Here is a 22,726-nt window from a genome sequence, read left to right on the forward strand (position 1 = left end):
TCAGTAAGAAATGGACCATGCCAATCCGTGACTGGAAGGCAGCGCTGACTCGCTTTACGATCTGCTACGAAGACAGGCTGCCGCAGCAGTAACACAACCCCGGTTACACAAAATTAGGCACACCCTCCTACGACACGCAATCGCCCTTTCAAAGGCATCTCCATTTCCAATTTGGTGTGGTGCGGACGCTATCAGCGAGTCCGACTACGAAGCTCTCGACGCTGGTGATGTGTCCCGCTTTAACTATCCGCTTGCTGGTGAGCCGAGTGAAATACTGCAAGGGGCGATTGAAACGATTGCAGAACACCACCCGAATGCAACCGTCTGGATTGAGCATGTATCCGCGCTCTAACAAGTCCGCCAATGGGACGGTAAACTGCTGCGGTGTCTGGTTCTCCCCGCTGCGCTCCTGCGCCCGTTACGTTCAAGGTTAGAGGTTCTTTGTATGCCTATTGCATTGCCAGATGAAATCAACACAGACCGACTAGTCTTGCGTCAACCCCAGCTCAGTGATGCTGCTGCTTTATTTAATGCCTATACGCAAGACCCGGTTGTTGTTCGCTATCTGGTTTGGTCGCCTCACAAAAATATGGCAGAGACCGAAAACTTTATCGCCTACTGCCGCGATGCTTGGGATAAAGGTAAAACGCGCCCCTACATCATTTCACCGCAAAGCGAGCCAACTCGCCCGATTGGCATGTTAGACGCTCGCTTTCATCGCCATATGGTTGATCTAGGCTATGTGTTGGCCCGGGAGCATTGGGGGATGGGCCTAATGACCGAAGCGGTCAGTTCGCTTACTAACATCGCCTTGGCTAATCCTTCTTGTTTCCGTGTTCAAGCCACCTGTGATACAGAAAATTTGGCCTCTGCTCGAACGTTGGAGAAAGCAGGCTTTACTCTTGAAGCCACCCTCCAACGCTACATCGTGCATCCCAACATCAGCGACACCCCAAGGGCGTGCTTCATGTATGCAAACTGCAAGTAAGCGAATCTCTATCCGTTCAGTCAACCTGATTACCCAAAGCTACGCTTTGGGCTGCCACTGTTGCTGCGCAACTCCGGCAGCAGGTTATTTCCAACGTTAAGCGTGGAGCCACAATGAGTATTACTCGAATTAATGAGTTTCAATCTGCACCGGGCAAGGAAGAGGAACTGTTTTTGTTCTTGAATTCGATATTGCCATATATTGCTTCGTCAGAAGGCGCCATTTCCTGCGAGGTTTTGCGCCACGCAGAAAATAAAAGCTCTTTTGTTGTAATTGAAAAGTGGCAAAGTATTGAGGCGCATAAACAATCAGTTAGTCAATTTCCAAAAGAAAAAATGCAAGCTGCAATGAGTCTCTTTGGTCTTCCGCCAAAAGGGGCATACTATGCCTAATGCTTCGTTTAACTTGGATCGCCAACAAGGCTGGCAGCTTCACCTGCTTTCGGCTTTGCTGCCTGCCGGTTAACTCAAACTTTAGGCTAGATGCATGACCGAAAAAGAAAAGCTTCACGAAATTCACTATGTATTGAGCAATTTCAGCCATTTGCTTAATGAAAATGAAAGGATTGCACTAGGTGCCTTTGCATTCATTGCTGCTAAAGATGGCCATACTTCCAATGAGTTCGTTTTAAAAGGCGGTGCAGAACCAAATGCAGAATCGAGGCAATTACTTTCCGATGGGATGCAACCTTTAAGGAAAAAATTGGCGGATCGCTTATTGAATGAATACAAAGCGCTTATTTATGAAAATAGCTGCAAACAATGCGGCCGCCTTCCTGCGACACCGCGCGCGAAACAATGCCTTGGCTGTGGTTATTCTTGGCACGCGGGGTAGGGTTTGGCCTAATGTGTGGCTCTAGCCAACACCCAAAAGCGTCGCTTTTGGGTTCCCTCCTCTATGCTCCGATGTGGCTTGACTCTCACGTTAGTGCCGCACGAGCAACCTATGTTTGCCCTACCTCGCGTAAGGATCTGCGGCATTTCCAGCGTTGAAGAAGTTCAATTGGCAGTCCGGGTGGGTGCGTCCGCCCTTGGGTTCGTTTTGCATATGCCTAGCGGACCAGTGTCATCTCAGATGGCATCCCCCAAATAGCAGCGGTTGGCCATGGCCGCTGCAGCCGGTTTAGCGCGAAGACAGCAGTTTTTCTTTGGCGAGTAACTGACTCAGCCCCCACACGCAAAGTATTGAGCCAAGCAGGGGCACCAGCCATGCGGCAAGCCATTCGGTGCCCATGACGGTATCGCCGCGTAGCACTTTACCCAGCAACAGATATTGGCCGTTGATCGGCACCCAGACCAGCCAGTCCGGCTCTTTGGCGAAGCGCAGGATCGACGCCAGTGGCATCAGCCCCGCCAAAGTCAACAGCACGGTGATGGAAGCCTGGGCTTCCTTGACGCTGCGGCCGGTTGAGCCTGCCAGCAACAGGGCTGCCGGCACCAGCGCGGCAAAGGGCGTCAGCACTGCCAGGAAGCCCGCCGCTTCGGGCAGGCCGAAGCGGAAGGCGATGCCGCTATCGGGCAGGGGTACCAGGTTCATGGTGATGTAATAGCCGGCAATGCTGCCAACGACGGCGCAGAGATTGTAGGCGCTGGCGGCCAGCCACTTGCCGGCAGCTATGGCCAGTGGTGATACCGGCAGGGCGATCAAGGGCTCCAGCGACTGTCGTTCGCGTTCGCCGGCGGTCAGCTCCAGTGCGGCGGCCAGCGAGCCCATCAGACCTGTGAACAGGGCGTAGAAGGCGATCAGCATCCCGGCGGAGCTGGCGCTTTGTGCCGGGGTGGCCAGGTCCATTTCCCCGACTTCCAGCGGTTGTGCGACGACCGGCGCAAGGCCCCGCAGCAGCAGGCGGTCTCGGCCCCAGGCTTCGCCATAAGCCTTGAGCAGACGTTGCAGCACCCGCTGCGTGGGGTTGAAGCGGTCGCGTGAGCTGTCGATCAGCAAGGTAACGCCGGCTGCCCGGCCTTGCTGGATCTGGCTGGAGAAGTCTTCGGGGATGAGCAGGACTGCCGCCAGTTCGCCATTGGCAACTTGGCGCCGGTAGTCGGCGCCGGCATTGCTGGTTTCGACTCCTTGCCGTTGCAGGAATGCCAGCAGTGCCGGTGCGCTGGCGCCGTTGACGACCGGCAGCTCGATGCGCGAGAGCTTGTCTTTCTGCGCGTGGGCGGCGAAGGCCAGAATGCCGATCATCAGGGGGCCGGAGGTGATGATGATGATGGCCAGTGCAATCAGCGATTTGCGGTCGCGCCGTAATTCAGTGAATTCCTTGCGGAATACGGTCAGGATCGTTGCGATCATCCGAACAGCCCTTCCTCGGTACCCAGTAGTTTGACAAAGGCATCTTCCAGCTGATCACACCCAGACTGGGCCAGGAGGTCGGATGGAGTGCCTGCGGCGACGACCTGTCCGCCGTGGATGATGAGGATGCGGTCGCACAGGGCAGCAACTTCCTGCATCAGGTGGCTGGAAAACATCACACATTTTCCGGATTGCCGCAGATCTTGAATCAGCCCGCGCATGGCTCGGGTGGCCAGGATGTCGAGCCCATTGGTCGGTTCGTCCAGCAGAATGGTTTGCGGATCATGCACCAGTGCTCTGGCGACGGCGGTTTTCATCCGCTCCCCTTGTGAAAATCCCAGCGCCGGGCGGTCGGCGATCTTGCTCATGCCCAGCCGCTCGATCAGTTGCTGGCTGCGTTCGGCAGCAAGTTGGTCGGGCAATCCTTGCAGCTTGGCAAAGTACTCAATGTTCTCGCGGGCGCTGAGTCGTGGATATAGCCCTTTGGCATCCCCCAGCAGGCCCAGCTGACGACGGGCTGCGGCACCTTCCCGCTCGATGTCATGGCCATCAATGCGGACGCTGCCGGAATCGGCCCGGATGACGCCGGCGAGAATCCGCAGCAGCGTGGTTTTTCCAGCGCCGTTCGGGCCGAGCAGGCCGGTGACCTCGCCATCGGCGGCGGTAAAGCTGACTTCCTTCAGGGCTTCGACCTGGCTTTTGACTCTGCGTAGGCGGCCGGTAACGGTTTCGAAGTGCTTGGCAACTTTGATGACTTCGATCATGGCCGTGCCTCCAGAGTGGAGATGTAGGCGGGGGGGCGTGGTGCGCGCGTCAGATCCCGCACGCAGTCTTCAGACAGCTTGCCAAAGCCTGCTTCGTCGATAAAGGTTGCCAGAAGTTTGGGCATGCAACGATACGGCGAGACAATGTGCCCGTAGTTCGGCAAGACGATATGTCGGCTGTTGCTGAGGGTTTTTCGGGCCATTTCTGCCATGGCGGGAGGGGTGACCGGGTCCATGCCGCCCGAGAGCAGCAGGGTAGGGATGCTGGAGATGGTTGGACGGAACTGATCCGGCGGGGCTTTGCCGTGGGGAAATCGCTGGCAGGTGCTGGCAAATTCACTGGCCATGCCGCCAAAAACCGGGTTGGCCGCGCGGATGGCCGCATGGTCTCGCTGCTGCTGGAAGTCTTCGGCGCACAGCACTGCCAGACGCATCTCGCTGCCTATCTGCTCGCCAATCTTTGACTGGGCTTCAAAAGCCATCGCAAACAGCGGGGCGACGTCACCGGCTTTGGCTTGTTCGATCAGCCGTGGGATCAGTGCGGTGGTTTCTGGTAGATAGAGCAGGGGCTGCAGGGCTGCGGCAACGCTGGCGCGATGGATCTTGCCAGCCAGCGGTTTGCCCGTGGCCGGATGGCTGAACCGCACTGCCAGAGGCTGCTGGTCGAGCTGGTCCAGCCAGCGCAAGAGCCCGGCGTAGCCTTCGGGCTGGGCTTGTCGGCAGGCGGTCTGCTTCTGGCAGTCAGCAAACACTGCCTTGAGCGAGGCTTCGTTGTGGGCGACGAGATCCAGCGGGACGGCTACCGATGACGGTGCGACGCCATCCAGTATGACGCTGCGCACCTGTTGCGGGTAACGCTTCATATATTCGAGCGCGACTCGGCTGCCATACGAGCCTCCCCACAGGTTGATGCGTAGGTAGCCTAATGCGCTACGAGCGGCATCGACATCTCGCAGGTAGTCGAGCGTGGTATGGGCCGCCGGATTGCCCTTGAGGCTGGCCAGGCAACGCTGGATAGCGGCTTCGGCATCAATCTGGCCTAGCAGCGCTGCCAGCGGATCTTTGGCGCCAGGGTCTTCACAATGCAAGGTTGGGCTGCGGCCGGTACCGCGCTGGTCAACCAGCACAATGTCACGTTCTTTGCGGATGCCTGCCAGTGCCTGCGCAACGGGGGCAAGGTTGCTGGCGGCTTCTCCCGGTCCGCCAGCCAGCAGGAACAGCGGGTCGGACTTCGGCGTGCGGGCAGCGGCTGGCAGTACGGCAACGTGAATGGCCAGCATCTTGTCGTTGTTGCCAGGGGATTCTGGAACCATCAGCTTGCCGCAGCGGGCTGCGCTATCGAGCTTGGGCAGCCAGCATTCGGCGAGGGTCAGTTTCTGAGGAGGGGTGGCATGGGCCGGCAAACCACTTAGCAGCGCCAGCGCACTCAGGACGAATACAGAAAATCTCATAAGCAGGAACGGTCTTCGTCGGCGAGGAATGGCAGATTCTCTACGAGCGCTGGCTGTGGCGGCAAGTCTTGTCCGCGTCGATATCCGCCTGCTGGCCCGGCGTTTGTGGGGGCTACGATACTTTTTATGGTGCTGCAGTCGGAGTTCGCGCATGTGGCAGGCGGTTTTCGTGCTGGATTGCGGTAGTATGGGCGCCGCCCAAGAGGCCACTTAGAAAACGTCAATAGAGCCTAACTACATATCACCGAATATCAGATTCTGGAGCGAGACCATGTCCGATACTGTCTGGACCCCTAGCCCGCAAGCAATTGCCCAAAGCCAAATCAGTCGTTTCATTCAATTTGTTAATGCCGAGCATGGCCTCACCCTGCGGAACGATCGCGAGCTGTATGACTGGTCGGTAAAGGAACTGGCCACCTTCTGGCACGACATGTGGCGCTTTGCGGGTATCCGGGCCAGTCGGCAGCCAGAAGTGATACTGCAGGATGGCGACAATATGCCGGGGGCCAAATGGTTTGTTGGTGCCCGTCTCAACTACGCAGAAAATCTGCTGTCACGTCGAGATGACGCACTGGCATTGGTGTTTCAGGGGGAAGACAAAGTCAACCTGAGCCTGACGCATGCCGAACTTTATGATCAGGTGGCCCGACTGGCAGCCACCCTGCGCCGGATGGGTGTGGGCGAGGGCGATCGTGTTGCTGGGTTCATGCCCAATATGCCGCAGACAGTGATTGCCATGCTGGCGACGGCCAGTCTGGGGGCCATCTGGTCTTCCTGCTCGCCGGATTTCGGTATTCAGGGTGTGCTCGACCGCTTTGGTCAGATTGCCCCCAAAGTCTTGTTCACCGCCGACGGCTATTACTACAGCGGCAAGCAGATTGATTCTCTGGAGCGTGTCGGTAGCATCCTGGCGCAATTGCCGAGTGTCGAGAAAGTCGTGGTTGTGCCCTATACCCAGTCTGAGCCTGATCTGGGCAAGCTGGGCGAGTCATCGGGCCGTGGCGTGGTCTGGAATGATTTTCTGGCTGCCGAGCAGGGGCTGGATATCGTGTTTACCCAGGTCGCCTTCGATCATCCGCTCTTCATCATGTATTCGTCCGGAACGACCGGCGTACCCAAGTGCATCGTGCATTCAGTGGGGGGAACCCTGCTGCAGCATGTGAAAGAACACATCCTGCATGGCGATCTGACACGTGACGACCGGATTTTCTACTACACCACCTGTGGCTGGATGATGTGGAACTGGCTGGTGTCGGCCCTGGCCATCGGCGCGACAGTGCTGTTGTACGATGGATCACCGTTCCATCCGGGCCCGCGCGTACTGTGGGAATTCGCGGCCAATGCCAAAGCCACCACATTCGGCACCAGTGCCAAGTATTTGTCTGCACTGGAGAAAACCAGCTATCGCCCTATTGACAAGGTAGATCTGTCAGCGCTGACCGCGGTTTTGTCCACCGGCTCGCCATTGCTGCCGGAGAGCTATGATTTTGTCTATCGCCATATCAAGGCCGATATCCGCCTGAGCTCGATTTCGGGCGGCACCGACATCATTTCCTGCTTTATTCTGGGCAATCCCTGCAAACCGGTGGTCCGGGGTGAATTACAGCAGCGGGGCTATGGCATGGCGGTGGATATTTTCAACGACGATGGCAAGTCAGTCCGGCAGGAAAAAGGCGAGCTTGTCTGCACTCGACCGTTCCCGTCGATGCCGATCGGATTCTGGAACGATGCAGATGGCAGCAAGTATCACGCTGCGTATTTCGAGCGATTCGACAACATCTGGTGTCATGGGGATTACGCTGAATTGACGGCTCATGATGGCATTGTGATTTATGGCCGTTCCGACACAGTTTTGAATCCGGGCGGGGTGCGGATTGGTACGGCCGAGATCTACCGGCAAGTGGAAACCTTTGCCGAGATTGCCGAGTCGATGGCGGTTGGCCAGGACTGGCAGGGGGATGTGCGTGTGCTGCTGTTTGTGAGGATGCAGCCAGGGTTCACGCTGACCGACGAGCTGATCAAGCGTTTGAAAGACCAGATCAAGCTGGGCGCCACCCCGCGCCATGTGCCGGCCAAGATCATTGCGGTGGCGGATATTCCCCGCACCATCAGTGGCAAGATCGTCGAGCTGGCCGTGCGCAATGTCATTCACGGTATGCCCGTCAAAAACAAGGACGCATTGGCCAACCCGGAAGCCCTGCAGTTATTCGAAAACCTCGCCGAGCTGCAGAGTTGAGGATGCGCTGAGCGGGATCAGTGCTGATCGGAAGGGGATGCGCAGGCATCCCCTTTTCATTTGCCCGTGCGGTCTCCTGATCAGGACTTGGTCGCAGATCGGCTATTGCCACAGTTAGGTGGATTGACCTCTCAAAAAGGGCGGCGATCTGAAAATGTCTTGCCTATGATGGATTAGGCGCGATGGATGCTGGCTGCAGTTTTGTCTCGGCTTATCAGCATTCCGTGAAAGACATCAGGTGGGTGCACGCCGGGCGAAGCGCAAGCCAATAATCATTGGTGCATCCAGCGAGGAGGCAGGCATGTCCACAAAGGTATTGGTTGTCGATGACGATGAAGATTTTCGTAGCCTGATCACCGAGTCGATTTGTGATCAGTTTGCCGTGTTGGGGGCTTCCACCGGAGTGGAGGCACTGAGCACGGTGCGACGTGAACACCCCCCCATCGTATTGCTCGACGTCAATATGCCGGGCATGAACGGTTATCAGACCTGCGAATCGCTAAAAGGCATTGATCCCGAGATCCGCGTGGTATTCGTTTCCGCCGAAGACACTCTGGATGCCCGCATCAAAGCTTATGATGCCGGAGCGGACGACTTTGTGCAGAAGCCGTTTCGGGTGGCAGAGCTGGTACGCAAGCTGCGGGTGCTTGAGCAGCTGGTGGACGATGCCGACCGCCTGCGCGAAGCGGTCAAGAATGCGTCGGACTTTGCCATTCAGGCAATGGTTGCCTCGGGCGAGCTGGGGGCGATTGTTGATTTTACCCGGCGCGCCTTTGGCAGCCACGATGCCGATAATTTGTTGAAATCACTGATCGGCGTGTTGTCTTCGCGCTTTGATCTCATCGCCTCGGCCCAGGTGCGGATTGAGGGCGGGCAACGCACGCTCAATAGTGATGGCCGGTCCAGTCCGCTGGAGGCCGAGTTGCTGACAGGTCTGGCCAGCGACAATCGGCGTGTCTTCGAATATGGGCGACGGCTGGTGGTGAACTTCCCGCATGTCACGGTGCAGATTCGTGATATGCCGCTGGAAGATCAGGAAGCTCGCGGCCGGGTGCGTGATAACGTCCAGATGCTGGTGGAAATCGCCGAAACCCGCATCGAAAGTCTGGTCATCGAAAATCGCATCCATGCGCACAAAGTCCATGCGCTGAATGCCATTGAGTCCACCCGTACGGTTGTGGTCGAGCTGGAAGCCGAATACAAGCGTCAAGCCTCGATTTCGCTGGCGCTGTTTCAGGATTTACGCCGCCAGTTTGAAGACCGTCTGCTCTACCTTGGCCTGACCGACAAGCAGGAACAGGCGCTGGTCCAGTTGATTGCGGGTAGCGCAGATCAGGCGGCGGCACTGTATGAGGCAGGCTTGGCGTTGGATAAGCGCTTCGCCAGCATCACCCGCGAATTACAGGAGTCGCTGCAACTCAAGGACGAAGGCAGCGCCGAACTGAAAGCCAAGTCATCAGGCAGTGAGTCGATCATGCTGTTTTGAGCCCATAGCCACAGCGGAGTGGCGGCTGATACGCACTGCAAGGTGAGAGTAGGGTACGCCTTTGATTCACATCAGCTACTTCTTCGGCCTGGCCGCTGCGGGCACCTTCTTCTTGTCGCTGACTCTGGGTTTTGTACTGGAGCAGTGCCTGGACTTACTGGCGCTGCTTGTGGGCATGACGCTGCCCGCAGAATGGCTGCGCCCCCTGATTTATCTATCGATAGCCTTGATCTGGATTGGCTCGCTAGCAGTTTTGGGCTGGCGCAGACGAGGACTGTCGCCGCCGTTGCGCCGCGCGGGCCAACGGGACCGGCTGGTAGTGGCCGGCCACATTCTGCTGCTGACAGGGCATGCTCTGGTGGCGGCAATGCTGATCATCGACAACATCGGCCTGCTTTTGATTCTGCCGCTTATCGCGGTAGTCAGCCTGTATGCCGCCGCCGTGCTATTGCTGGAATTGTCACGGCGCCAGGCACGCCGCCCTTCGCAAGCTGATGACCCAATATCCCCCTGAAAAAGTCGCGCACGCTAATTGGCGGCTGCTTCCGGTGAAAACTGGCAGCTTTTCTCTCCGGGGTCATCGAAGTACAAGCCATTTGCGTGATTCTGGAAGTTGAAGTAAGCGAGAGTGCGTTCTTCAGTCGCCAGAGCCTCGGCCCGCGTCTGCATGATGCGACGATGCATGTCCTGCGGGGTGGTGCGAGCTTTGTTCATGACGGTCGGATTCATCAGACAGGCGATGGCATTGGCAATCTGCTGACCAGCCTGTCGCGCAGACTCTTTGTCGTGGACGGTCTCTACCGCTTGCATCCAGCCGTGCGCGAGTTGGCGCATGCCTTGTCGCGTGACGGCCGAATCGGCAAATTCCTTGTCGATATATTGTTCGATATGGTCAGGCAGCCCATTGCGATCGGCATCGACTTCCAATGCCCGTAGCGCAGCACTATCGCCCGGTTTCGGTTTGAGCATCGGGTGCAGGTTTGGGGTTGCCGAGGTCGCCATCACTGGAGGGGCTGGCGGGGGCGCAGTGGGTGTTGCAAGGGCTGGCGGGGTGGCACCGGGCCACCAGATCAAGGCAACCAGGCCGGCGGCACAGAGCACCGCTGCGACAATCAGAATCCGGGATTTCATACCGATCAAAGCAAGCCCGGCAGAAGCCGGGCTGTTGGTTTAGCGCAGCACGGGAGCGGCAGAACGGCGGTCGATTTCACGCACGATCGCAAGCTCAGCCGGCATGGAGCTATCCATATAGATTTTCGTGAACGAATGGCCGAGGAAATCCTTGAAGGGATGAAAGCCCTGGCTGATGTTGGAGGGCAGTACGCTCTTGATGATGCGTAGTGCCCCGATTACGGCATCGGCAGATGAGGTCACGTAGGTTGAATTTGGCATGGTGCGGGCCGCAGGCGAAGCCACGCCCACTGCAAACACATTGGGTGCTTGCGCTGCAGATTCGCCGATCAGGATATTTTGCGAAATATTGGCGTATAGATTGCCTTGTGAGTGTGGCACCAGAACCAGCTTGCGATTGGCTGAAAGATGCTGCCGATAAAACTTCAGATGCTCGGGCAGCTCGGGGGTGACTTCTTTGCTCAGTGTGGCGACATATTTATCGCGTAGTGCAGTGCTCATCCAGCCGGGGGTGACGTTACCGCCATCGACCATCTGCCAGAAGCCCGATACCTTTTCCCCCTCCTGTCCTTTTTGCTTGAACACTTGGTAGAGGTCGCTGAAGAAGCCATTGGTGGCGTTATAAGCGTTGCCGTAGACATAACCTTTGCCGGCACCACGCGCCGATACCCGCTGCTTCAAAACCTGCATGCTGGCGATGGCGTCATCGAAGGTGTTGTTCATGCCGTTGACAAAAACGACGGCGGTTTCGCCGTTTGCGGCAAAAACCGAGGCGCTGGCAAAGGCCAGCAGCGTGGACATCAGGGGTTTGAGCAGGCGCATTTTTAATTAGGCTCTCCATGCGGGTTGACGTTGTCTCCGTTTCACGCGGGCTGTCTTGTGAAAATTGCAGCCATATTTCGTGAAACTTTTCGCATGGTAGGGGAGCGCGTGCTGCGCAACAAGCTTTTTTGAGTTAATGCTCCATTTAATAAAATCTGAGTTGTACAATAACTCTATAAATGACTGTTGGTCTGCTGCGTCAACGACTTAGTCTTCTCGGGATGGCGGAGACTGGCGCTCCTCGCGGTCTGGTGCCATACAGATTAGGGGCGCCATACGGTATTTAAGATGAGGTTGCGCCAAGAGAGCATTTGCTCTGGTTGCTTGATGCCTTGCTTTTCGCGTGCGCGCCAGCCGTTTTTATCTGGCTAGGGAAATGGCTGATACCCAAAGATGAAGAAATAGGGCAGAGGTGCTGAAATAAGAATAGTTATCAATAAGCTGCGAAGGGGTTCTGGATTTGCGCCAGATCATGAAAACGTCACATTTTGGCTATGTTTTTAATTTTCTTGGCGTTTTAGCCTAGAAAACGGTTGCGCCGGGGGGGGAATTGCTCCACAATCCGCCCTCCTTTTTTGCCGGCAGTTCTTGGGGCGGTTAGTGAGTTGGGCTGAGATATTGGCTTTTTTCATTGATGCGCACTCGATCCAAACCGGCTAGTTGGGTCGATATACTGCGTCGAAACTGCGGCGCGGCATGTCTGGTTTTCTTACACCTTCGGGTTTCCCGATTGCTTGGGGGTATGGGATATGTCCAACCTGGCTCAGTCGAACCTGCTGCAGGCTGCCAATGCGCAACTGCCAGTTTCCGCCTACTTTGACGAATCACTTTATCAGCTCGAATTAGAGCGCCTTTTCGCGCGTGGCCCGCGATATTTTGGCCACGAATTGATGGTGCCGAATACCGGTGACTATCAGGTACTGGAAATGACCGATGGCGCGCACTACCTCAAGCGCGCCGAAGACGGCATCAAACTGCTTTCCAATGTCTGCCGGCATCGCCAGGCAGTCATGCTGCAAGGGCGCGGCAACGCATCCACGACCGTTTGCCCACTCCATCGTTGGACTTACGACAATGGCGGCAAGCTGATTGGTGCGCCGCACTTTCCGCAAAACCCCTGTCTGCATCTGCCTGAAACTGAGCTGGTCAGCTGGAATGGACTGCTGTTTGATGCACGCCGAGATGTATTTGCGGATCTGGCCAAACTTGGTGTTGCCAAGGAGCTGGATTTTGCCAACTACCATTTCCACAGCGTACAGGTCGAACATTACCAAGGTAACTGGAAGACTTTCATCGAGGTGTATCTGGAAGACTACCATGTCGTACCTTTCCATCCGGGTCTTGGGCAGTTTGTTGAATGCGATGACCTGAAATGGGAATTTGGTGACTGGTACTCGGTGCAGACGGTTGGTGTCAATAACCGTCTGGCCAAAGCCGGTTCCAAGGTATATGCCGACTGGCACAAGCAAGTACTGGACTTCTACCAGGGCGAAGTGCCTGCCCACGGTGCGATCTGGCTTACTTACTATCCGGGCATCATGGTTGAGTGGTATCCGCATGTTTTGGTGATTTCCACCATCGTGCCGACGGGTGTGCGTTCTTACAAGAATGTGGTCGAGTTCTACTACCCAGAAGAAATCGCCCTGTTCGAGCCTGACTTCATTGCCGCTGAACAGGCGGCTTATATGGAGACGGCGGTTGAGGATGCCGAAATCATCCGACGCATGGAGGAAGGTCGTGAGGCCTTGTACCGTGCCGGGAGAAACGAGGTTGGCCCGTATCAGAGCCCTATGGAAGATGGCATGGCCCACTTCCACGAGTTTCTGCGTCGAGAACTTGGCGACGCAATTCGCGACTGAGTGGGATCTTGCGTGTCAGAAAGGGAGCTTCGGCTCCCTTTTTTCTTTTGCGCTGATGGTCGGTGGGGGCTGAGGTCAATGGCTCGACTATGCTCAAAGTACAGACCGTAGTTGTTAGGTCGCAGCCGGAGACACGCGGCAAAGTAGTGACGATGGTGGCGTATCCGCTGTTCAGAGGTCATTTCTGTAGCGGATCGGCAACGATGTAGTCAGCAACGGGGTTGTCATTGAGGTCAATACGCGACGAGCCGGATCATGCGCTTCCCACAATATTGGGCTAGTGCCCAAACAGAAATCCTTGTTGATGATCGTCGATTCGCAATCGACATCTGGCGGAGCAGTGATGATAGCCAATCTGCAGCGGTGCTGGCGGCCAGAGAGGCGGCGGAGGCTATGCGCGGCAGAAGCCCTCGTGCTGAGCGCCCTGGTTGCTATGGCTATGGGGACCACCCCTTGCGGGAGGAGGTGCTGACACGCATTCAGGATGAGCGGGGGCGGGAAGTAGCCGTCATCAGCCGTAATAAAATGGGCTGCCGAGTGCTCAATACCCACCACGCCCTGTTTGTAGATATTGATTACCCTACCCATCATCCCTCGCTACTGGAGCAGCTGAAGATCAAAGTTGATCATTGGCTCGGGCATCCAATACTGCCAACTTTGCGCAATGCCGATGAAGCAGTGGCCTTGGAACGCGTGATGCATCTGGTGCGCCGGCATCCCGATTGGCAATTCCGTGCCTATCAGACTTATGGCGGTATGCGGGTGTTGCTGGGTCATGCCCTGTTTGAGCCAACTGATGTGACGACGCTGCAAATCATGGATGAGTTGGCGGTTGACCCGCTGTATCGCCAGCTGTGCATTCGCCAGCGCTGCTTTCGTGCCCGCCTCAGTCCCAAGCCCTGGCGTTGTGGATCACCACTGGCCCCGGGCGCCTTTCCCCGCCAATCACCAAACCAGCGTGAGGATTTTGCGAAATGGCTTGGGCAGTATCAGCGCCGTAGCGCGCACCGGGCGGTGTGCCGTTTGATCGGGATCTACGGCGCAGGAACTGTGCATCCGCAGTTGCAGGCCATTGTGCAGTTACACGATGACGCCACGGGTGTGGGGGAAGCGTGGCCGCTGGCTTGAATGAAAAGTCTTGGTAAGTAGCGCCAATGCCTGACGGGCTTGCGTTGATCAGGCCAGCCAGGCGTTGTTGCTTACATCGATTTAGCGCAGGAGCGACAGGGTGACGGACGGCAAAGCATTGGCTTGAGTCTGGACTGCCAGTGCGGCTTGCTGACTGATCTGTTGCTGCACCAATTGGGAAGTGGCACTGGCGTAGTCCGTGTCGGCAATCCGGCTGCGGCTGGCGGCGAGATTTTCCGAGCTGGTCTGCAAGGCGTTGATCTGGGCGCTGAAGCGACTGCTGACGGCGCCAAGCTGCGCTCGGGAGTCGGCAATCGAACTTAAGGTCTGATCAAGGCTGGTCAAGGAGGCGGATGCAGCCGCTGCGGAAGAAAAGTCCAGCCCGCTGCTCGCACTCTGGTTGGGCAGGCTGAACGAGATTTGGTCGCCGGCATTCGGGCCAGTCTGGAAGTTGAAGCCACTATTGCCCTGGAATAAAGGCTGACCGTTGAATTCTGCTGTGCGCACGATGTCATCATTGGACTGGGCCAGCTGCTCGGCTTCGGCAGCCAATGCCTGCCGGTCCTGTGCGCTGAGTGTGCTGTTGGCGGCAGCCACGCTAAGTTCGCGAATTCGCCCGACATTTGACTGCAGCTGACCGAGTGCCCCTTCAGCGGTCTGCACCAGAGACACGGCGTCATTCAGATTGGCACGCGCCCGGTCACTGCCAAGAATCTGGCTGGCCAGCTGAGACGCAATCTGCAAGCCCGCGGCATCATCGGCGGCCCGGTTGATGCGTGAGCCGGACGACAGTTTCTCCAGCGACTGAGTGATGCCTGTGTTCGCCCTTTGCAGGGGCACACCCGAAACCGCATTTGAGTTGACCGATGTGATGGAATTCATGGTGTGCCTCGTTGCGTGGTGAACCAGTCCAGAACTTTGCAAGCCTTGAGGAATTCAGGATGGATTCACCCATCAGGATAGGGCTTGGCAATTCAAGTTTAGCGAAGATGGCTTGCTGACGGAATTTGACCCGCCAAACGGTCATGTCAGTGGTTGGTCGGGCGCTGCCTGGCGCAGCAGCCAGTCTCGAAATGCCTTGAGAGCAGGGTTGGTGCCATTGGCCTCGGGATAGACGAGGTAGTAGGCGCGGCGAGAGGGGCCGGGGTGGGGATGGGCAATCCGCAGGCTACCGTTGGCCAACTCGTCGGTCACCAGGGCATGTGGCACCAACGCTAGCCCCAGACCCGCCTTGGCGGCACCTACTGCCATCGAAAACAGTTCAAAGCGCGGTCCTTTCAAAGGGTTGATGCCATCCATATCGGTACCGCTAGCCTCAAACCACTCCCGCCAGGCCTGTAGCCGGGTAGGAAGCTGCAGCAGGGTGATGGCTGCAAAACCCTCGGCCCGCAGTCGGGCGTAAATGGCCGGGCTGCAGACGGGTACACATTCTTCTCTGAATAGATAAACGCACTCAGCGCCGGGCCAGACCGGGTCGCCCGCATGCAAAGCCGCATCGAAGCTGGTGTCTGCAAACAGAAACGGTTTGGTGCGCACGCTGAGGTTGAGGGTGATGGCGGGCTGATGTGCGTAGAAATCTGGCAGCCGGGGGATCAGCCAGTGTGTGGCCATGCTGGGAAGTACGGCCAGTTCCAATACGCCGCCAGCACCGCCTTGCGCCATGATGTCCAGTACGTTCTGCTCAATCCGGTCGAGATCAGCCGCAACCTGGCGCCAGTAGCGCTGCCCGGCTTCGGATAGCGTCACGCCCCGTTTTCCTCTAATAAACAGTTGCATGCCGAGCGTGTCTTCCAGCGTGGCGATTTGCCGGCAGACTGCGCTGTGCGTGAGCGCCAGCTCTTCTGCGGCCTTGCTGAAACTACCGTGGCGTGCGGCGGCTTCGAAGGCGAGTAAGGTGCGAGTGCTTGGAATGATGCGACGCATGGGGTTTTGGGTCTGGAAAAAACAAGATGTGCAATTTTTGCACAGTATTGTAAAGATAAATCGCTTGTTTGCTGCAGTGCGGTTTGCCTATTCTCGCGCGTTATTGCGTCGTAAAGCACGATGCTCGGTGGCGATGCCGTGCTGTGTCGGATGCGACGGATGATTTTTTTTCAAGCATTGCTGGCAGGCTCCCGATCTGACTCGGTAGAGCCGGTTCTTAAATTACCGTAAAGAAGCCAATGTCCATGAATTCCACCCCTGTTTCTGCTTCTGCCGGTGTGCGTACTGGCGCCCAGGCGCTGGTTGATGCCTTGCTGGTCCATGGTGCCGATACCGGCTTCTGCGTACCCGGCGAAAGTTATCTGGCGGTGCTGGATGCCCTGTATGACGTGCAGGACCGGTTCAAGCTGGTGGTGTGCCGGCAGGAAGGTGGTGCTGCCTATATGGCCGATGCCTACGGCAAGCTCACTGGCAAGCCGGGTATCTGTTTTGTGACGCGCGGTCCGGGTGCGACCAATGCCTCGGTGGGTATTCATACCGCGTTTCAGGATTCAGTACCGCTGATCCTGTTTGTCGGCCAGGTTGGACGCGATGCCGTCGAACGCGAAGCCTTCCAGGAGGTGGATTACCGCCGCATGTATGGTCAGATGGCCAAGTGGGTAGCGCAGATCGACGACGCGAGCCGGGTACCTGAGTTCATCTCGCATGCTTTCCATATTGCTACCTCGGGTCGTCCTGGCCCGGTGGTGCTGGCGCTGCCGGAAGACATGCTGCACGACCCGTGCCCCATGCCCCAGCCGCAGCCTTATCGCCGGGTGGCGGCGTCCCCTGCAGCGGCGGATATGGCTGAGTTGGCTGATCGGCTTGGCAAGGCACAGAAACCCGTGATGATCCTGGGTGGTCGGGGCTGGACCGAGCAGGCATGCGCCGACATCCGCCGTTTTGCCGAGAGCTGGCAGCTGCCCGTCGCCTGCGCCTTCCGCTATCAGGATTTGTTTGATAACCGGCATCCGCAATATATCGGCGACGTCGGTCTGGGCATCAATCCCAAGCTGGCGGCCCGCATCAAGGAAGCGGATCTGGTGCTGGCAGTGGGGCCGCGCCTCGGCGAGTCGACGACCTCAGGTTATACCTTGTTCGATATCCCCCGGCCCAAACAGACATTGGTGCATGTGCATGCGGGTGCTGAAGAGCTGGGGCGTGTTTATGCGGCCGACCTGCCGATCAACGCCGGTTACCCCGAATTCGCCGCCATGGCAGCGGCACTGCCAGCGCCCGCCAATCTGGCATGGGTCGGCAGCGCCTCGGCAGGCCATGATCTTTATCTAACCTGGAACGAACCAACCCAGACCCCTGGCGACCTGCAGATGGGTGAAGTGATGCGCTATCTGCGTCGCTCCCTGCCGGAAGACGCCATTGTCACTAATGGGGCCGGTAACTACGCCATCTGGCTGCATCGCTTCTATCATTACCGTCAGTTTGGCAACCAGCTGGCGCCGACCAGCGGCTCGATGGGCTATGGCGTGCCATCTGCCGTGGCGGCCAAGATCACGCATCCCGAGCGGGTGGTGGTGTCATTCTCCGGCGATGGCTGCTTCATGATGAACGGACAGGAGCTGGCCACTGCCGTGCAGTATGGTGCCAATGTGGTGTTCATCGTGGTCAACAATGGCATGTATGGCACCATTCGCATGCATCAGGAAAAGAACTATCCCGAGCGGGTAGTCGGTACCCAGCTGCATAATCCGGATTTTGCCGCCTTGGCCCGGGCCTATGGTGCTCATGGCGAAACGGTGACCAAGACCGAAGAATTCATCCCGGCTTTCGAGCGGGCGCTGGCTGCTGGCAAGCCGGCCCTGCTGGAATTGCAGGTAGAGCCCGAGGCGATTACGCCTGCGGCGACGATTACGCAGATTCGTGCTCAGGCCAAAGCCAAGTGAGTGTCGGGTCTGATTTGAACGTGATGTGAAGATTTGAAAGAACAGGAGCCGATCATGGCTGGAAAAGTACAGTTTCACTGGGAAGACCCCTTATTGCTGGAGCAACAGCTGACCGGCGAAGAGCGCATGGTGCGCGAGACGGCCTACAAATATGCGCAGGAGCGACTGGCTCCGCGTGTGCTGGAGGCGTTTCGCAATGAGAAGACTGATGCCGCGATTTTCCGCGAGATGGGGGAGTTGGGTCTGCTGGGGGCGACCATCCCTGCTGAATACGGTGGCGCGGGCCTCAACTACGTCAGCTATGGCCTGATTGCCCGTGAAGTTGAGCGTGTCGACTCAGGCTATCGCTCGATGATGAGTGTGCAGTCCTCGCTGGTGATGGTGCCGATCAACGAATTCGGCAGCGAAGAGACCAAGCGCAAATATCTGCCCAAGCTGGCTTCTGGCGAGTGGATTGGCTGTTTTGGTCTGACGGAGCCGGATCATGGCTCCGACCCCGGCAGCATGGTCACCCGTGCCCGCAAGGTGGCAGGAGGCTATGAGTTGACGGGCAGCAAGATGTGGATTACCAATTCGCCAATTGCCGATGTCTTCGTGGTCTGGGCGAAGGATGACGAAGGCGAGATTCGCGGCTTTGTGCTGGAAAAAGGCTGGAAGGGCCTGTCTGCCCCGGCGATTCACGGCAAGGTTGGCCTGCGCGCCTCGATTACCGGTGAGATCGTGATGGATAGCGTCTTCGTGCCAGCTGAAAACATGTTCCCGACCGTCAAAGGTTTGAAAGGGCCGTTTACCTGTCTGAACTCGGCCCGTTACGGCATTTCGTGGGGTGCTTTGGGTGCGGCGGAAGACTGCTGGCACAAGGCCCGCCAGTATGTGCTCGACCGCAAGCAGTTCGGCCGCCCGCTGGCCGCCAATCAGCTGATCCAGAAAAAGCTGGCCGACATGCAAACCGAGATCACGCTGGGCCTGCAAGGCTGTTTGCGTCTGGGGCGGATGAAGGACGAAGGCATGGCTGCTGTCGAGATTACCTCGATCATGAAGCGCAACTCCTGCGGCAAGGCGCTGGACATTGCCCGCATGGCGCGGGACATGCTGGGTGGCAACGGTATTTCGGATGAGTTTGGCATTGCCCGCCATCTGGTCAACCTCGAAGTGGTCAACACCTACGAGGGGACGCATGATGTGCATGCCCTGATTCTGGGTCGGGCCCAGACTGGCATCGCCGCGTTTGGTAATTAATCGCTGACGAGCCTGCCTCGTCACCGGGCGCCATGCTGTGCGGCGTGGCGCCTTTCCCTTCACTTCCCCTGCAGGAAAACTCCCTATGGGTGCTCTCTCCCATCTCAAGGTTCTCGATTTATCGCGGGTGCTGGCTGGCCCTTGGGCGACCCAGTTGCTGGCTGATCTGGGCGCTGAAGTCATCAAGATCGAACGGCCCGGCACAGGTGACGATACCCGTGCCTGGGGGCCGCCTTGGCTGAAAGACGAAGCAGGCGAAGCGACCTCCGAGTCAGCCTATTACCTGTCTACCAATCGCAACAAACAGTCTGTTGCGATTGATATGGCCAAGCCGGAAGGCCAGCGTCTGTTGCGTGAGCTGGCAGCGCAGGTGGATGTGCTGGTCGAAAACTTCAAGGTGGGGGGGCTCAAGCAATACGGGCTCGATTACGAGTCGTTGCGGGTAATCAACCCCCGGCTGGTCTACTGCTCGATTACCGGCTTCGGCCAGGATGGCCCCTATGCCGCACGGGCAGGTTACGACTTTCTGATTCAGGGGATGGGTGGTCTGATGAGCGTCACTGGCCGACCGGATGGGGAGGAAGGCGCGGGCCCACTCAAGGTTGGGGTCGCCCTGACCGACATCCTGACCGGCTTGTACGCGGCCAATGCGATTCAGGCAGCTTTGCTGAGCCGGGAGCGGAGCGGCCAGGGTCAGCATATTGATCTGGCCCTGCTGGATGTGCAGATTGCCTGCCTCGCCAATCAGTCGATGAATTATCTGGTAGGGGGCCAGCCGCCCAAGCGTATGGGCAATGCCCACCCCAATATCGTGCCGTATCAGGATGTACCAACGCGGGATGGTTACATGATTCTGGCCATCGGTAACGACAACCAGTTCGGCAAGTTCTGTGAAACCATTGGCCACCCCGAATGGGCTGGCGATGAGCGTTTCGCCACCAATGCGGCCCGCGTGGCCAATCGGGCGCTGTTGATTCCGATGATCGGTGAGGTCACCCGAACCCGGGATATGGAAGAGTGGATTACCTTGCTCGAAGCGCAAGCGGTGCCCTGCGGCCCCATCAACAACCTGGCACAAGTGTTTGCCGACCCGCAGGTTCAGCACCGTGGAACACGGGTCGAGATGGATCACCCGCTGGCGGGCAAGGTGCCGCAGGTGGCCAATCCGATTCATCTGTCAGCCACACCGGTCGAGTACCGCAATGCGCCGCCCTTGCTGGGGGCGGATACGCATTCGGTGTTGTCGGGTTTGCTTGGGCTGGGAGAAGGGAGTCTGACCGAGCTGGCTGAATCGGGCGTTATCGCAGCAGTGCGCAAGCAGGAGAAATCAACATGAAAGCGAATTACATCGGCGGTGAGTGGATGGAGTCCGGCCGGAGTCGTCCGAATATCAATCCCTCAAATACCCTCGACATCATCGACCACTACGCACAGGCCGACACGGATACCACCCGTCAGGCGATTGCTGCCGCGACAGCCGCTTTTCCCGCCTGGGCCACTGGTGGCATCCAGGCCCGCTCTGATGCGCTCGACAAGATCGGTGCTGAATTGTTGGCCCGCAAGGATGAACTGGGGGCGCTGCTGGCACGGGAAGAGGGCAAGACGCTGGTAGAGGGCATCGGTGAAGTGGCTCGGGCGGGCTATATCTTCCGTTTCTTTGCGGGGGAAGTGCTGCGTTTACGGGGCGATCGCCTGCCTTCGGTGCGGCCGGGCGTGGAGGTTGAGGTGACGCGTGAGCCGATCGGTGTGGTGGGCATCATCACCCCGTGGAATTTCCCGATTGCCATCCCTGCCTGGAAAATTGCTCCGGCATTGGCCTATGGCAATTGCGTGGTGTTCAAGCCGGCCGATCTGGTGCCGGGTTCCGCCTGGGCGCTGGCAGAAATCATCTCGCGCAGTGGTATTCCCGCTGGCGTGTTCAATCTGGTGATGGGGCGTGGCCGCGAAGTGGGCCAGGTGCTGCTGGAAGATCGTCGCATTCATGGCATCAGTTTCACTGGCTCGGTGCAGACCGGGGCGCAGGTCATGGCCACGGCGGGCGCCCGTTTTGCCAAGGTACAACTGGAAATGGGCGGCAAGAACCCGCTGGTGGTGCTGGATGATGCCGATCTCGATATTGCGGTGAATTGTGCGGTGCAAGGCGCCTTCTACTCCACCGGCCAGCGTTGCACCGCATCTTCGCGTTTCATCGTGCAGAAGGGCATCTATAGCCGCTTTGTTGATGCGGTATCGGCCCGACTGGCGACGCTCAAAGTGGATGACGCGCGCAAGCCCGGCACCGACATCGGTCCGGTCGTCGATGAAGGTCAGCTTGATCAGGATCTGCGTTATATCGAGCTGGGCAAGCAGCAAGGCGCAAGACTGGTGCTCGGTGGCGAGCGTCTGCAGCGTGAACAGCCGGGCTTTTATCTGTCGCCCGCCCTGTTTGCCGATGCTGACGCCAGCATGCAGATTGCGCGGGAGGAAATCTTCGGCCCCGTCGCCTGCGCCATTCCCGCCGATAGCTACGAACATGCGCTGGTGCTGGCCAATGACAGCGAGTTCGGACTCTCTGCCGGCATTTGCACCACATCACTTAAATATGCCAGCCACTTCAAGCGCCACGCCCAGGCCGGCATGGTGATGGTCAATGTGCCGACAGCCGGGGTGGATTACCACGTGCCATTTGGAGGCAGCAAAGGCTCCAGCTACGGTGCCAGAGAACAGGGCAGCTATGCCGCCGAGTTCTTCACGACCGTCAAGACGGCTTATACCGCTCCCTGATGTCGCCGCCGTCCATTGCTTGAACGGGGCAGAGCTGGCAGAAAATGAAGGCGAGGCTACAATGCCCGCCTTTTGTTTTCTCCGGTGCGGTTGGTTGTGATGGCTGAGTGATTCAAAGCTACTCCCATCGGCAGCTAGTCACCGCCCGATTGCTGTGCAGCGGGTAGTCGGTTGCCGCTGAGGCGCTTTTCGTGTTGCCACGCAGGGCTTCATTGCCTACCCGCATCGCACGGCAGCACGGCAGTGTTGCAAGTAAATTCTTACTTGACGAGGAAGTGCTGCTGATAGGATGGACGGAAGGCTTGATGGCAGGCGAGGCAGCTATGCTGCACCTGAGCGTAACGTTTGATTACCTCCTTGCCATCCCCCTTCTTTGCAGCCTGCCCCATGTCTTCTGCTGCCTTATGTACGGCGTGGTCCAGTTCACGGAACTGCCCGGCCCTGTTGCCAAGAAAGTTAAGGATGCGTGCCTTTTCTGCCATCGGCGGTGCAGGGTGTTCTGCGATCAAGGGCGCTAACTCAGCAATCTGCGCCCAGTCCTCGCGCGAAATCGCGCCAGCCACCTGCTGCATATTCTGCCCCAGGTTTTGCATAATGCGCCGCAACTCACCCGGTGTTTGAGACGGTGTGGTTTCGGCGTGGGCGAGTGCAAGGGTGGTGGTGGTGATCATCAAAGCTCGTAAAACAGTACGCATGAAACA

Annotated in this window: 20 protein-coding genes; 12 read left to right on the forward strand and 8 right to left on the reverse strand. The window is 57.9% G+C overall.

Translation table 11 applies throughout. The annotated features are described in order from the left end of the window. Positions 1-445: 445 nt before the first annotated feature. From PZA18_RS14365 to PZA18_RS14375, 3 genes are all read left to right on the forward strand, one after another. Positions 446-988 carry a GNAT family N-acetyltransferase gene (locus PZA18_RS14365; protein ID WP_284101551.1) on the forward strand — a complete coding sequence of 181 codons (543 nt, stop codon included), beginning with the start codon at positions 446-448 and terminating at the stop codon, positions 986-988. 113 nt (positions 989-1,101) lie between these two features. Beyond that, a complete protein-coding gene (locus PZA18_RS14370; RefSeq protein ID WP_284101552.1) occupies positions 1,102-1,380 on the forward strand; it encodes a putative quinol monooxygenase in 279 nt (92 codons plus the stop codon). A gap of 94 nt (positions 1,381-1,474) precedes the next feature. After that, the gene (locus PZA18_RS14375; protein WP_284101553.1) at positions 1,475-1,822 is read left to right on the forward strand and encodes a hypothetical protein; all 348 of its coding nucleotides are present in this window, start codon (positions 1,475-1,477) and stop codon (positions 1,820-1,822) included. Between the two features lie 288 nt (positions 1,823-2,110). On the opposite strand, the gene PZA18_RS14380 is transcribed toward PZA18_RS14375, so the two are convergent. The 3 genes from PZA18_RS14380 to PZA18_RS14390 are packed head-to-tail and all read right to left on the reverse strand — an operon-like array spanning position 2,111 to position 5,498. Continuing rightward, positions 2,111-3,283, reverse strand: coding sequence for an ABC transporter permease (locus PZA18_RS14380; RefSeq protein WP_284101554.1), 1,173 nt, complete (start codon positions 3,281-3,283; stop codon positions 2,111-2,113). Further along, entirely contained in the window at positions 3,280-4,047 is a 768-nt protein-coding gene (locus PZA18_RS14385; protein WP_284101555.1) for an ABC transporter ATP-binding protein, read from the reverse strand. Before PZA18_RS14385 ends, PZA18_RS14380 begins: the two co-directional genes overlap by 4 nt. Further along, entirely contained in the window at positions 4,044-5,498 is a 1,455-nt protein-coding gene (locus PZA18_RS14390; RefSeq protein WP_284101556.1) for an alpha/beta fold hydrolase, read from the reverse strand. The genes PZA18_RS14385 and PZA18_RS14390 overlap by 4 nt, the downstream gene beginning before the upstream one ends. A 271-nt stretch (positions 5,499-5,769) precedes the next feature. Here PZA18_RS14390 and PZA18_RS14395 point away from each other — a divergent pair, with 271 nt between their 5' ends. The 3 genes from PZA18_RS14395 to PZA18_RS14405 all read left to right on the forward strand — a co-directional run bounded on the left by PZA18_RS14395 (position 5,770) and on the right by PZA18_RS14405 (position 9,734). Further along, positions 5,770-7,734: an acetoacetate--CoA ligase gene (locus PZA18_RS14395; protein ID WP_284101557.1), complete on the forward strand. Its 1,965-nt coding sequence runs from the start codon at positions 5,770-5,772 to the stop codon at positions 7,732-7,734. Positions 7,735-8,035: 301 nt separating this feature from the next. Next, positions 8,036-9,220, forward strand: coding sequence for a response regulator transcription factor (locus PZA18_RS14400; RefSeq protein ID WP_284101558.1), 1,185 nt, complete (start codon positions 8,036-8,038; stop codon positions 9,218-9,220). A 61-nt stretch (positions 9,221-9,281) separates the two neighbouring features. Then, positions 9,282-9,734, forward strand: coding sequence for a hypothetical protein (locus PZA18_RS14405; protein ID WP_284101559.1), 453 nt, complete (start codon positions 9,282-9,284; stop codon positions 9,732-9,734). A gap of 14 nt (positions 9,735-9,748) precedes the next feature. Here the strand turns inward: PZA18_RS14405 and PZA18_RS14410 are convergent, their stop codons facing one another. Both PZA18_RS14410 and PZA18_RS14415 read right to left on the reverse strand, forming a co-directional pair. Beyond that, positions 9,749-10,351 (reverse strand): hypothetical protein, encoded by a 603-nt coding sequence (locus PZA18_RS14410; protein WP_284101560.1) that lies wholly within the window; start codon positions 10,349-10,351, stop codon positions 9,749-9,751. A 39-nt stretch (positions 10,352-10,390) separates the two neighbouring features. After that, positions 10,391-11,173, reverse strand: a complete 783-nt coding sequence (locus PZA18_RS14415) for a hypothetical protein (RefSeq protein ID WP_284101561.1) — start codon at positions 11,171-11,173, stop codon at positions 10,391-10,393. A gap of 749 nt (positions 11,174-11,922) precedes the next feature. Here PZA18_RS14415 and PZA18_RS14420 point away from each other — a divergent pair. Next, a complete protein-coding gene (locus tag PZA18_RS14420; RefSeq protein WP_284101562.1) occupies positions 11,923-13,032 on the forward strand; it encodes an aromatic ring-hydroxylating oxygenase subunit alpha in 1,110 nt (369 codons plus the stop codon). 255 nt (positions 13,033-13,287) lie between these two features. Next, positions 13,288-14,160 (forward strand): hypothetical protein, encoded by an 873-nt coding sequence (locus tag PZA18_RS14425; RefSeq protein WP_284101563.1) that lies wholly within the window; start codon positions 13,288-13,290, stop codon positions 14,158-14,160. A gap of 81 nt (positions 14,161-14,241) precedes the next feature. On the opposite strand, the gene PZA18_RS14430 is transcribed toward PZA18_RS14425, so the two are convergent. Further along, positions 14,242-15,042, reverse strand: coding sequence for a flagellin (locus tag PZA18_RS14430; RefSeq protein ID WP_284101564.1), 801 nt, complete (start codon positions 15,040-15,042; stop codon positions 14,242-14,244). A gap of 141 nt (positions 15,043-15,183) precedes the next feature. Next, complete coding sequence (locus tag PZA18_RS14435; RefSeq protein WP_284101565.1) at positions 15,184-16,083, reverse strand: LysR family transcriptional regulator; 900 nt, start codon at positions 16,081-16,083, stop codon at positions 15,184-15,186. A 245-nt stretch (positions 16,084-16,328) separates the two neighbouring features. Between PZA18_RS14435 and PZA18_RS14440 the strand changes: the two genes are divergently transcribed. The 4 genes from PZA18_RS14440 to PZA18_RS14455 all read left to right on the forward strand — a co-directional run bounded on the left by PZA18_RS14440 (position 16,329) and on the right by PZA18_RS14455 (position 22,025). After that, positions 16,329-18,023 carry a thiamine pyrophosphate-binding protein gene (locus PZA18_RS14440; protein WP_308447392.1) on the forward strand — a complete coding sequence of 565 codons (1,695 nt, stop codon included), beginning with the start codon at positions 16,329-16,331 and terminating at the stop codon, positions 18,021-18,023. A 54-nt stretch (positions 18,024-18,077) separates the two neighbouring features. Next, complete coding sequence (locus tag PZA18_RS14445) at positions 18,078-19,262, forward strand: acyl-CoA dehydrogenase (protein WP_284101567.1); 1,185 nt, start codon at positions 18,078-18,080, stop codon at positions 19,260-19,262. 85 nt (positions 19,263-19,347) lie between these two features. Next, the gene (locus tag PZA18_RS14450) at positions 19,348-20,598 is read left to right on the forward strand and encodes a CaiB/BaiF CoA transferase family protein (RefSeq protein WP_284101568.1); all 1,251 of its coding nucleotides are present in this window, start codon (positions 19,348-19,350) and stop codon (positions 20,596-20,598) included. Next, complete coding sequence (locus tag PZA18_RS14455) at positions 20,595-22,025, forward strand: aldehyde dehydrogenase family protein (RefSeq protein WP_284101569.1); 1,431 nt, start codon at positions 20,595-20,597, stop codon at positions 22,023-22,025. The genes PZA18_RS14450 and PZA18_RS14455 overlap by 4 nt, the downstream gene beginning before the upstream one ends. A 260-nt stretch (positions 22,026-22,285) precedes the next feature. Here PZA18_RS14455 and PZA18_RS14460 read toward each other — a convergent pair whose 3' ends face one another. Then, positions 22,286-22,720 (reverse strand): cytochrome c, encoded by a 435-nt coding sequence (locus PZA18_RS14460; protein ID WP_284101570.1) that lies wholly within the window; start codon positions 22,718-22,720, stop codon positions 22,286-22,288. Positions 22,721-22,726: the final 6 nt, after the last annotated feature.

Source organism: Parachitinimonas caeni (assembly GCF_030129945.1).
Lineage (GTDB): Bacteria > Pseudomonadota > Gammaproteobacteria > Burkholderiales > Chitinimonadaceae > Parachitinimonas > Parachitinimonas caeni.

Coding starts and splice junctions, on each gene's coding strand:
- PZA18_RS14380 (WP_284101554.1), bottom strand. CDS start 3,283: ATGATCGCAACGATCCTGACCGTATTCCGCAAGGAATTCACTGAATTA.
- PZA18_RS14445 (WP_284101567.1), top strand. CDS start 18,078: ATGGCTGGAAAAGTACAGTTTCACTGGGAAGACCCCTTATTGCTGGAG.
- PZA18_RS14365 (WP_284101551.1), top strand. CDS start 446: ATGCCTATTGCATTGCCAGATGAAATCAACACAGACCGACTAGTCTTG.
- PZA18_RS14455 (WP_284101569.1), top strand. CDS start 20,595: ATGAAAGCGAATTACATCGGCGGTGAGTGGATGGAGTCCGGCCGGAGT.
- PZA18_RS14420 (WP_284101562.1), top strand. CDS start 11,923: ATGTCCAACCTGGCTCAGTCGAACCTGCTGCAGGCTGCCAATGCGCAA.
- PZA18_RS14450 (WP_284101568.1), top strand. CDS start 19,348: ATGGGTGCTCTCTCCCATCTCAAGGTTCTCGATTTATCGCGGGTGCTG.
- PZA18_RS14415 (WP_284101561.1), bottom strand. CDS start 11,173: ATGCGCCTGCTCAAACCCCTGATGTCCACGCTGCTGGCCTTTGCCAGC.
- PZA18_RS14385 (WP_284101555.1), bottom strand. CDS start 4,047: ATGATCGAAGTCATCAAAGTTGCCAAGCACTTCGAAACCGTTACCGGC.
- PZA18_RS14400 (WP_284101558.1), top strand. CDS start 8,036: ATGTCCACAAAGGTATTGGTTGTCGATGACGATGAAGATTTTCGTAGC.
- PZA18_RS14435 (WP_284101565.1), bottom strand. CDS start 16,083: ATGCGTCGCATCATTCCAAGCACTCGCACCTTACTCGCCTTCGAAGCC.
- PZA18_RS14425 (WP_284101563.1), top strand. CDS start 13,288: ATGCGCTTCCCACAATATTGGGCTAGTGCCCAAACAGAAATCCTTGTT.
- PZA18_RS14395 (WP_284101557.1), top strand. CDS start 5,770: ATGTCCGATACTGTCTGGACCCCTAGCCCGCAAGCAATTGCCCAAAGC.
- PZA18_RS14370 (WP_284101552.1), top strand. CDS start 1,102: ATGAGTATTACTCGAATTAATGAGTTTCAATCTGCACCGGGCAAGGAA.
- PZA18_RS14410 (WP_284101560.1), bottom strand. CDS start 10,351: ATGAAATCCCGGATTCTGATTGTCGCAGCGGTGCTCTGTGCCGCCGGC.
- PZA18_RS14375 (WP_284101553.1), top strand. CDS start 1,475: ATGACCGAAAAAGAAAAGCTTCACGAAATTCACTATGTATTGAGCAAT.
- PZA18_RS14460 (WP_284101570.1), bottom strand. CDS start 22,720: ATGCGTACTGTTTTACGAGCTTTGATGATCACCACCACCACCCTTGCA.
- PZA18_RS14430 (WP_284101564.1), bottom strand. CDS start 15,042: ATGAATTCCATCACATCGGTCAACTCAAATGCGGTTTCGGGTGTGCCC.
- PZA18_RS14440 (WP_308447392.1), top strand. CDS start 16,329: ATGAATTCCACCCCTGTTTCTGCTTCTGCCGGTGTGCGTACTGGCGCC.
- PZA18_RS14390 (WP_284101556.1), bottom strand. CDS start 5,498: ATGAGATTTTCTGTATTCGTCCTGAGTGCGCTGGCGCTGCTAAGTGGT.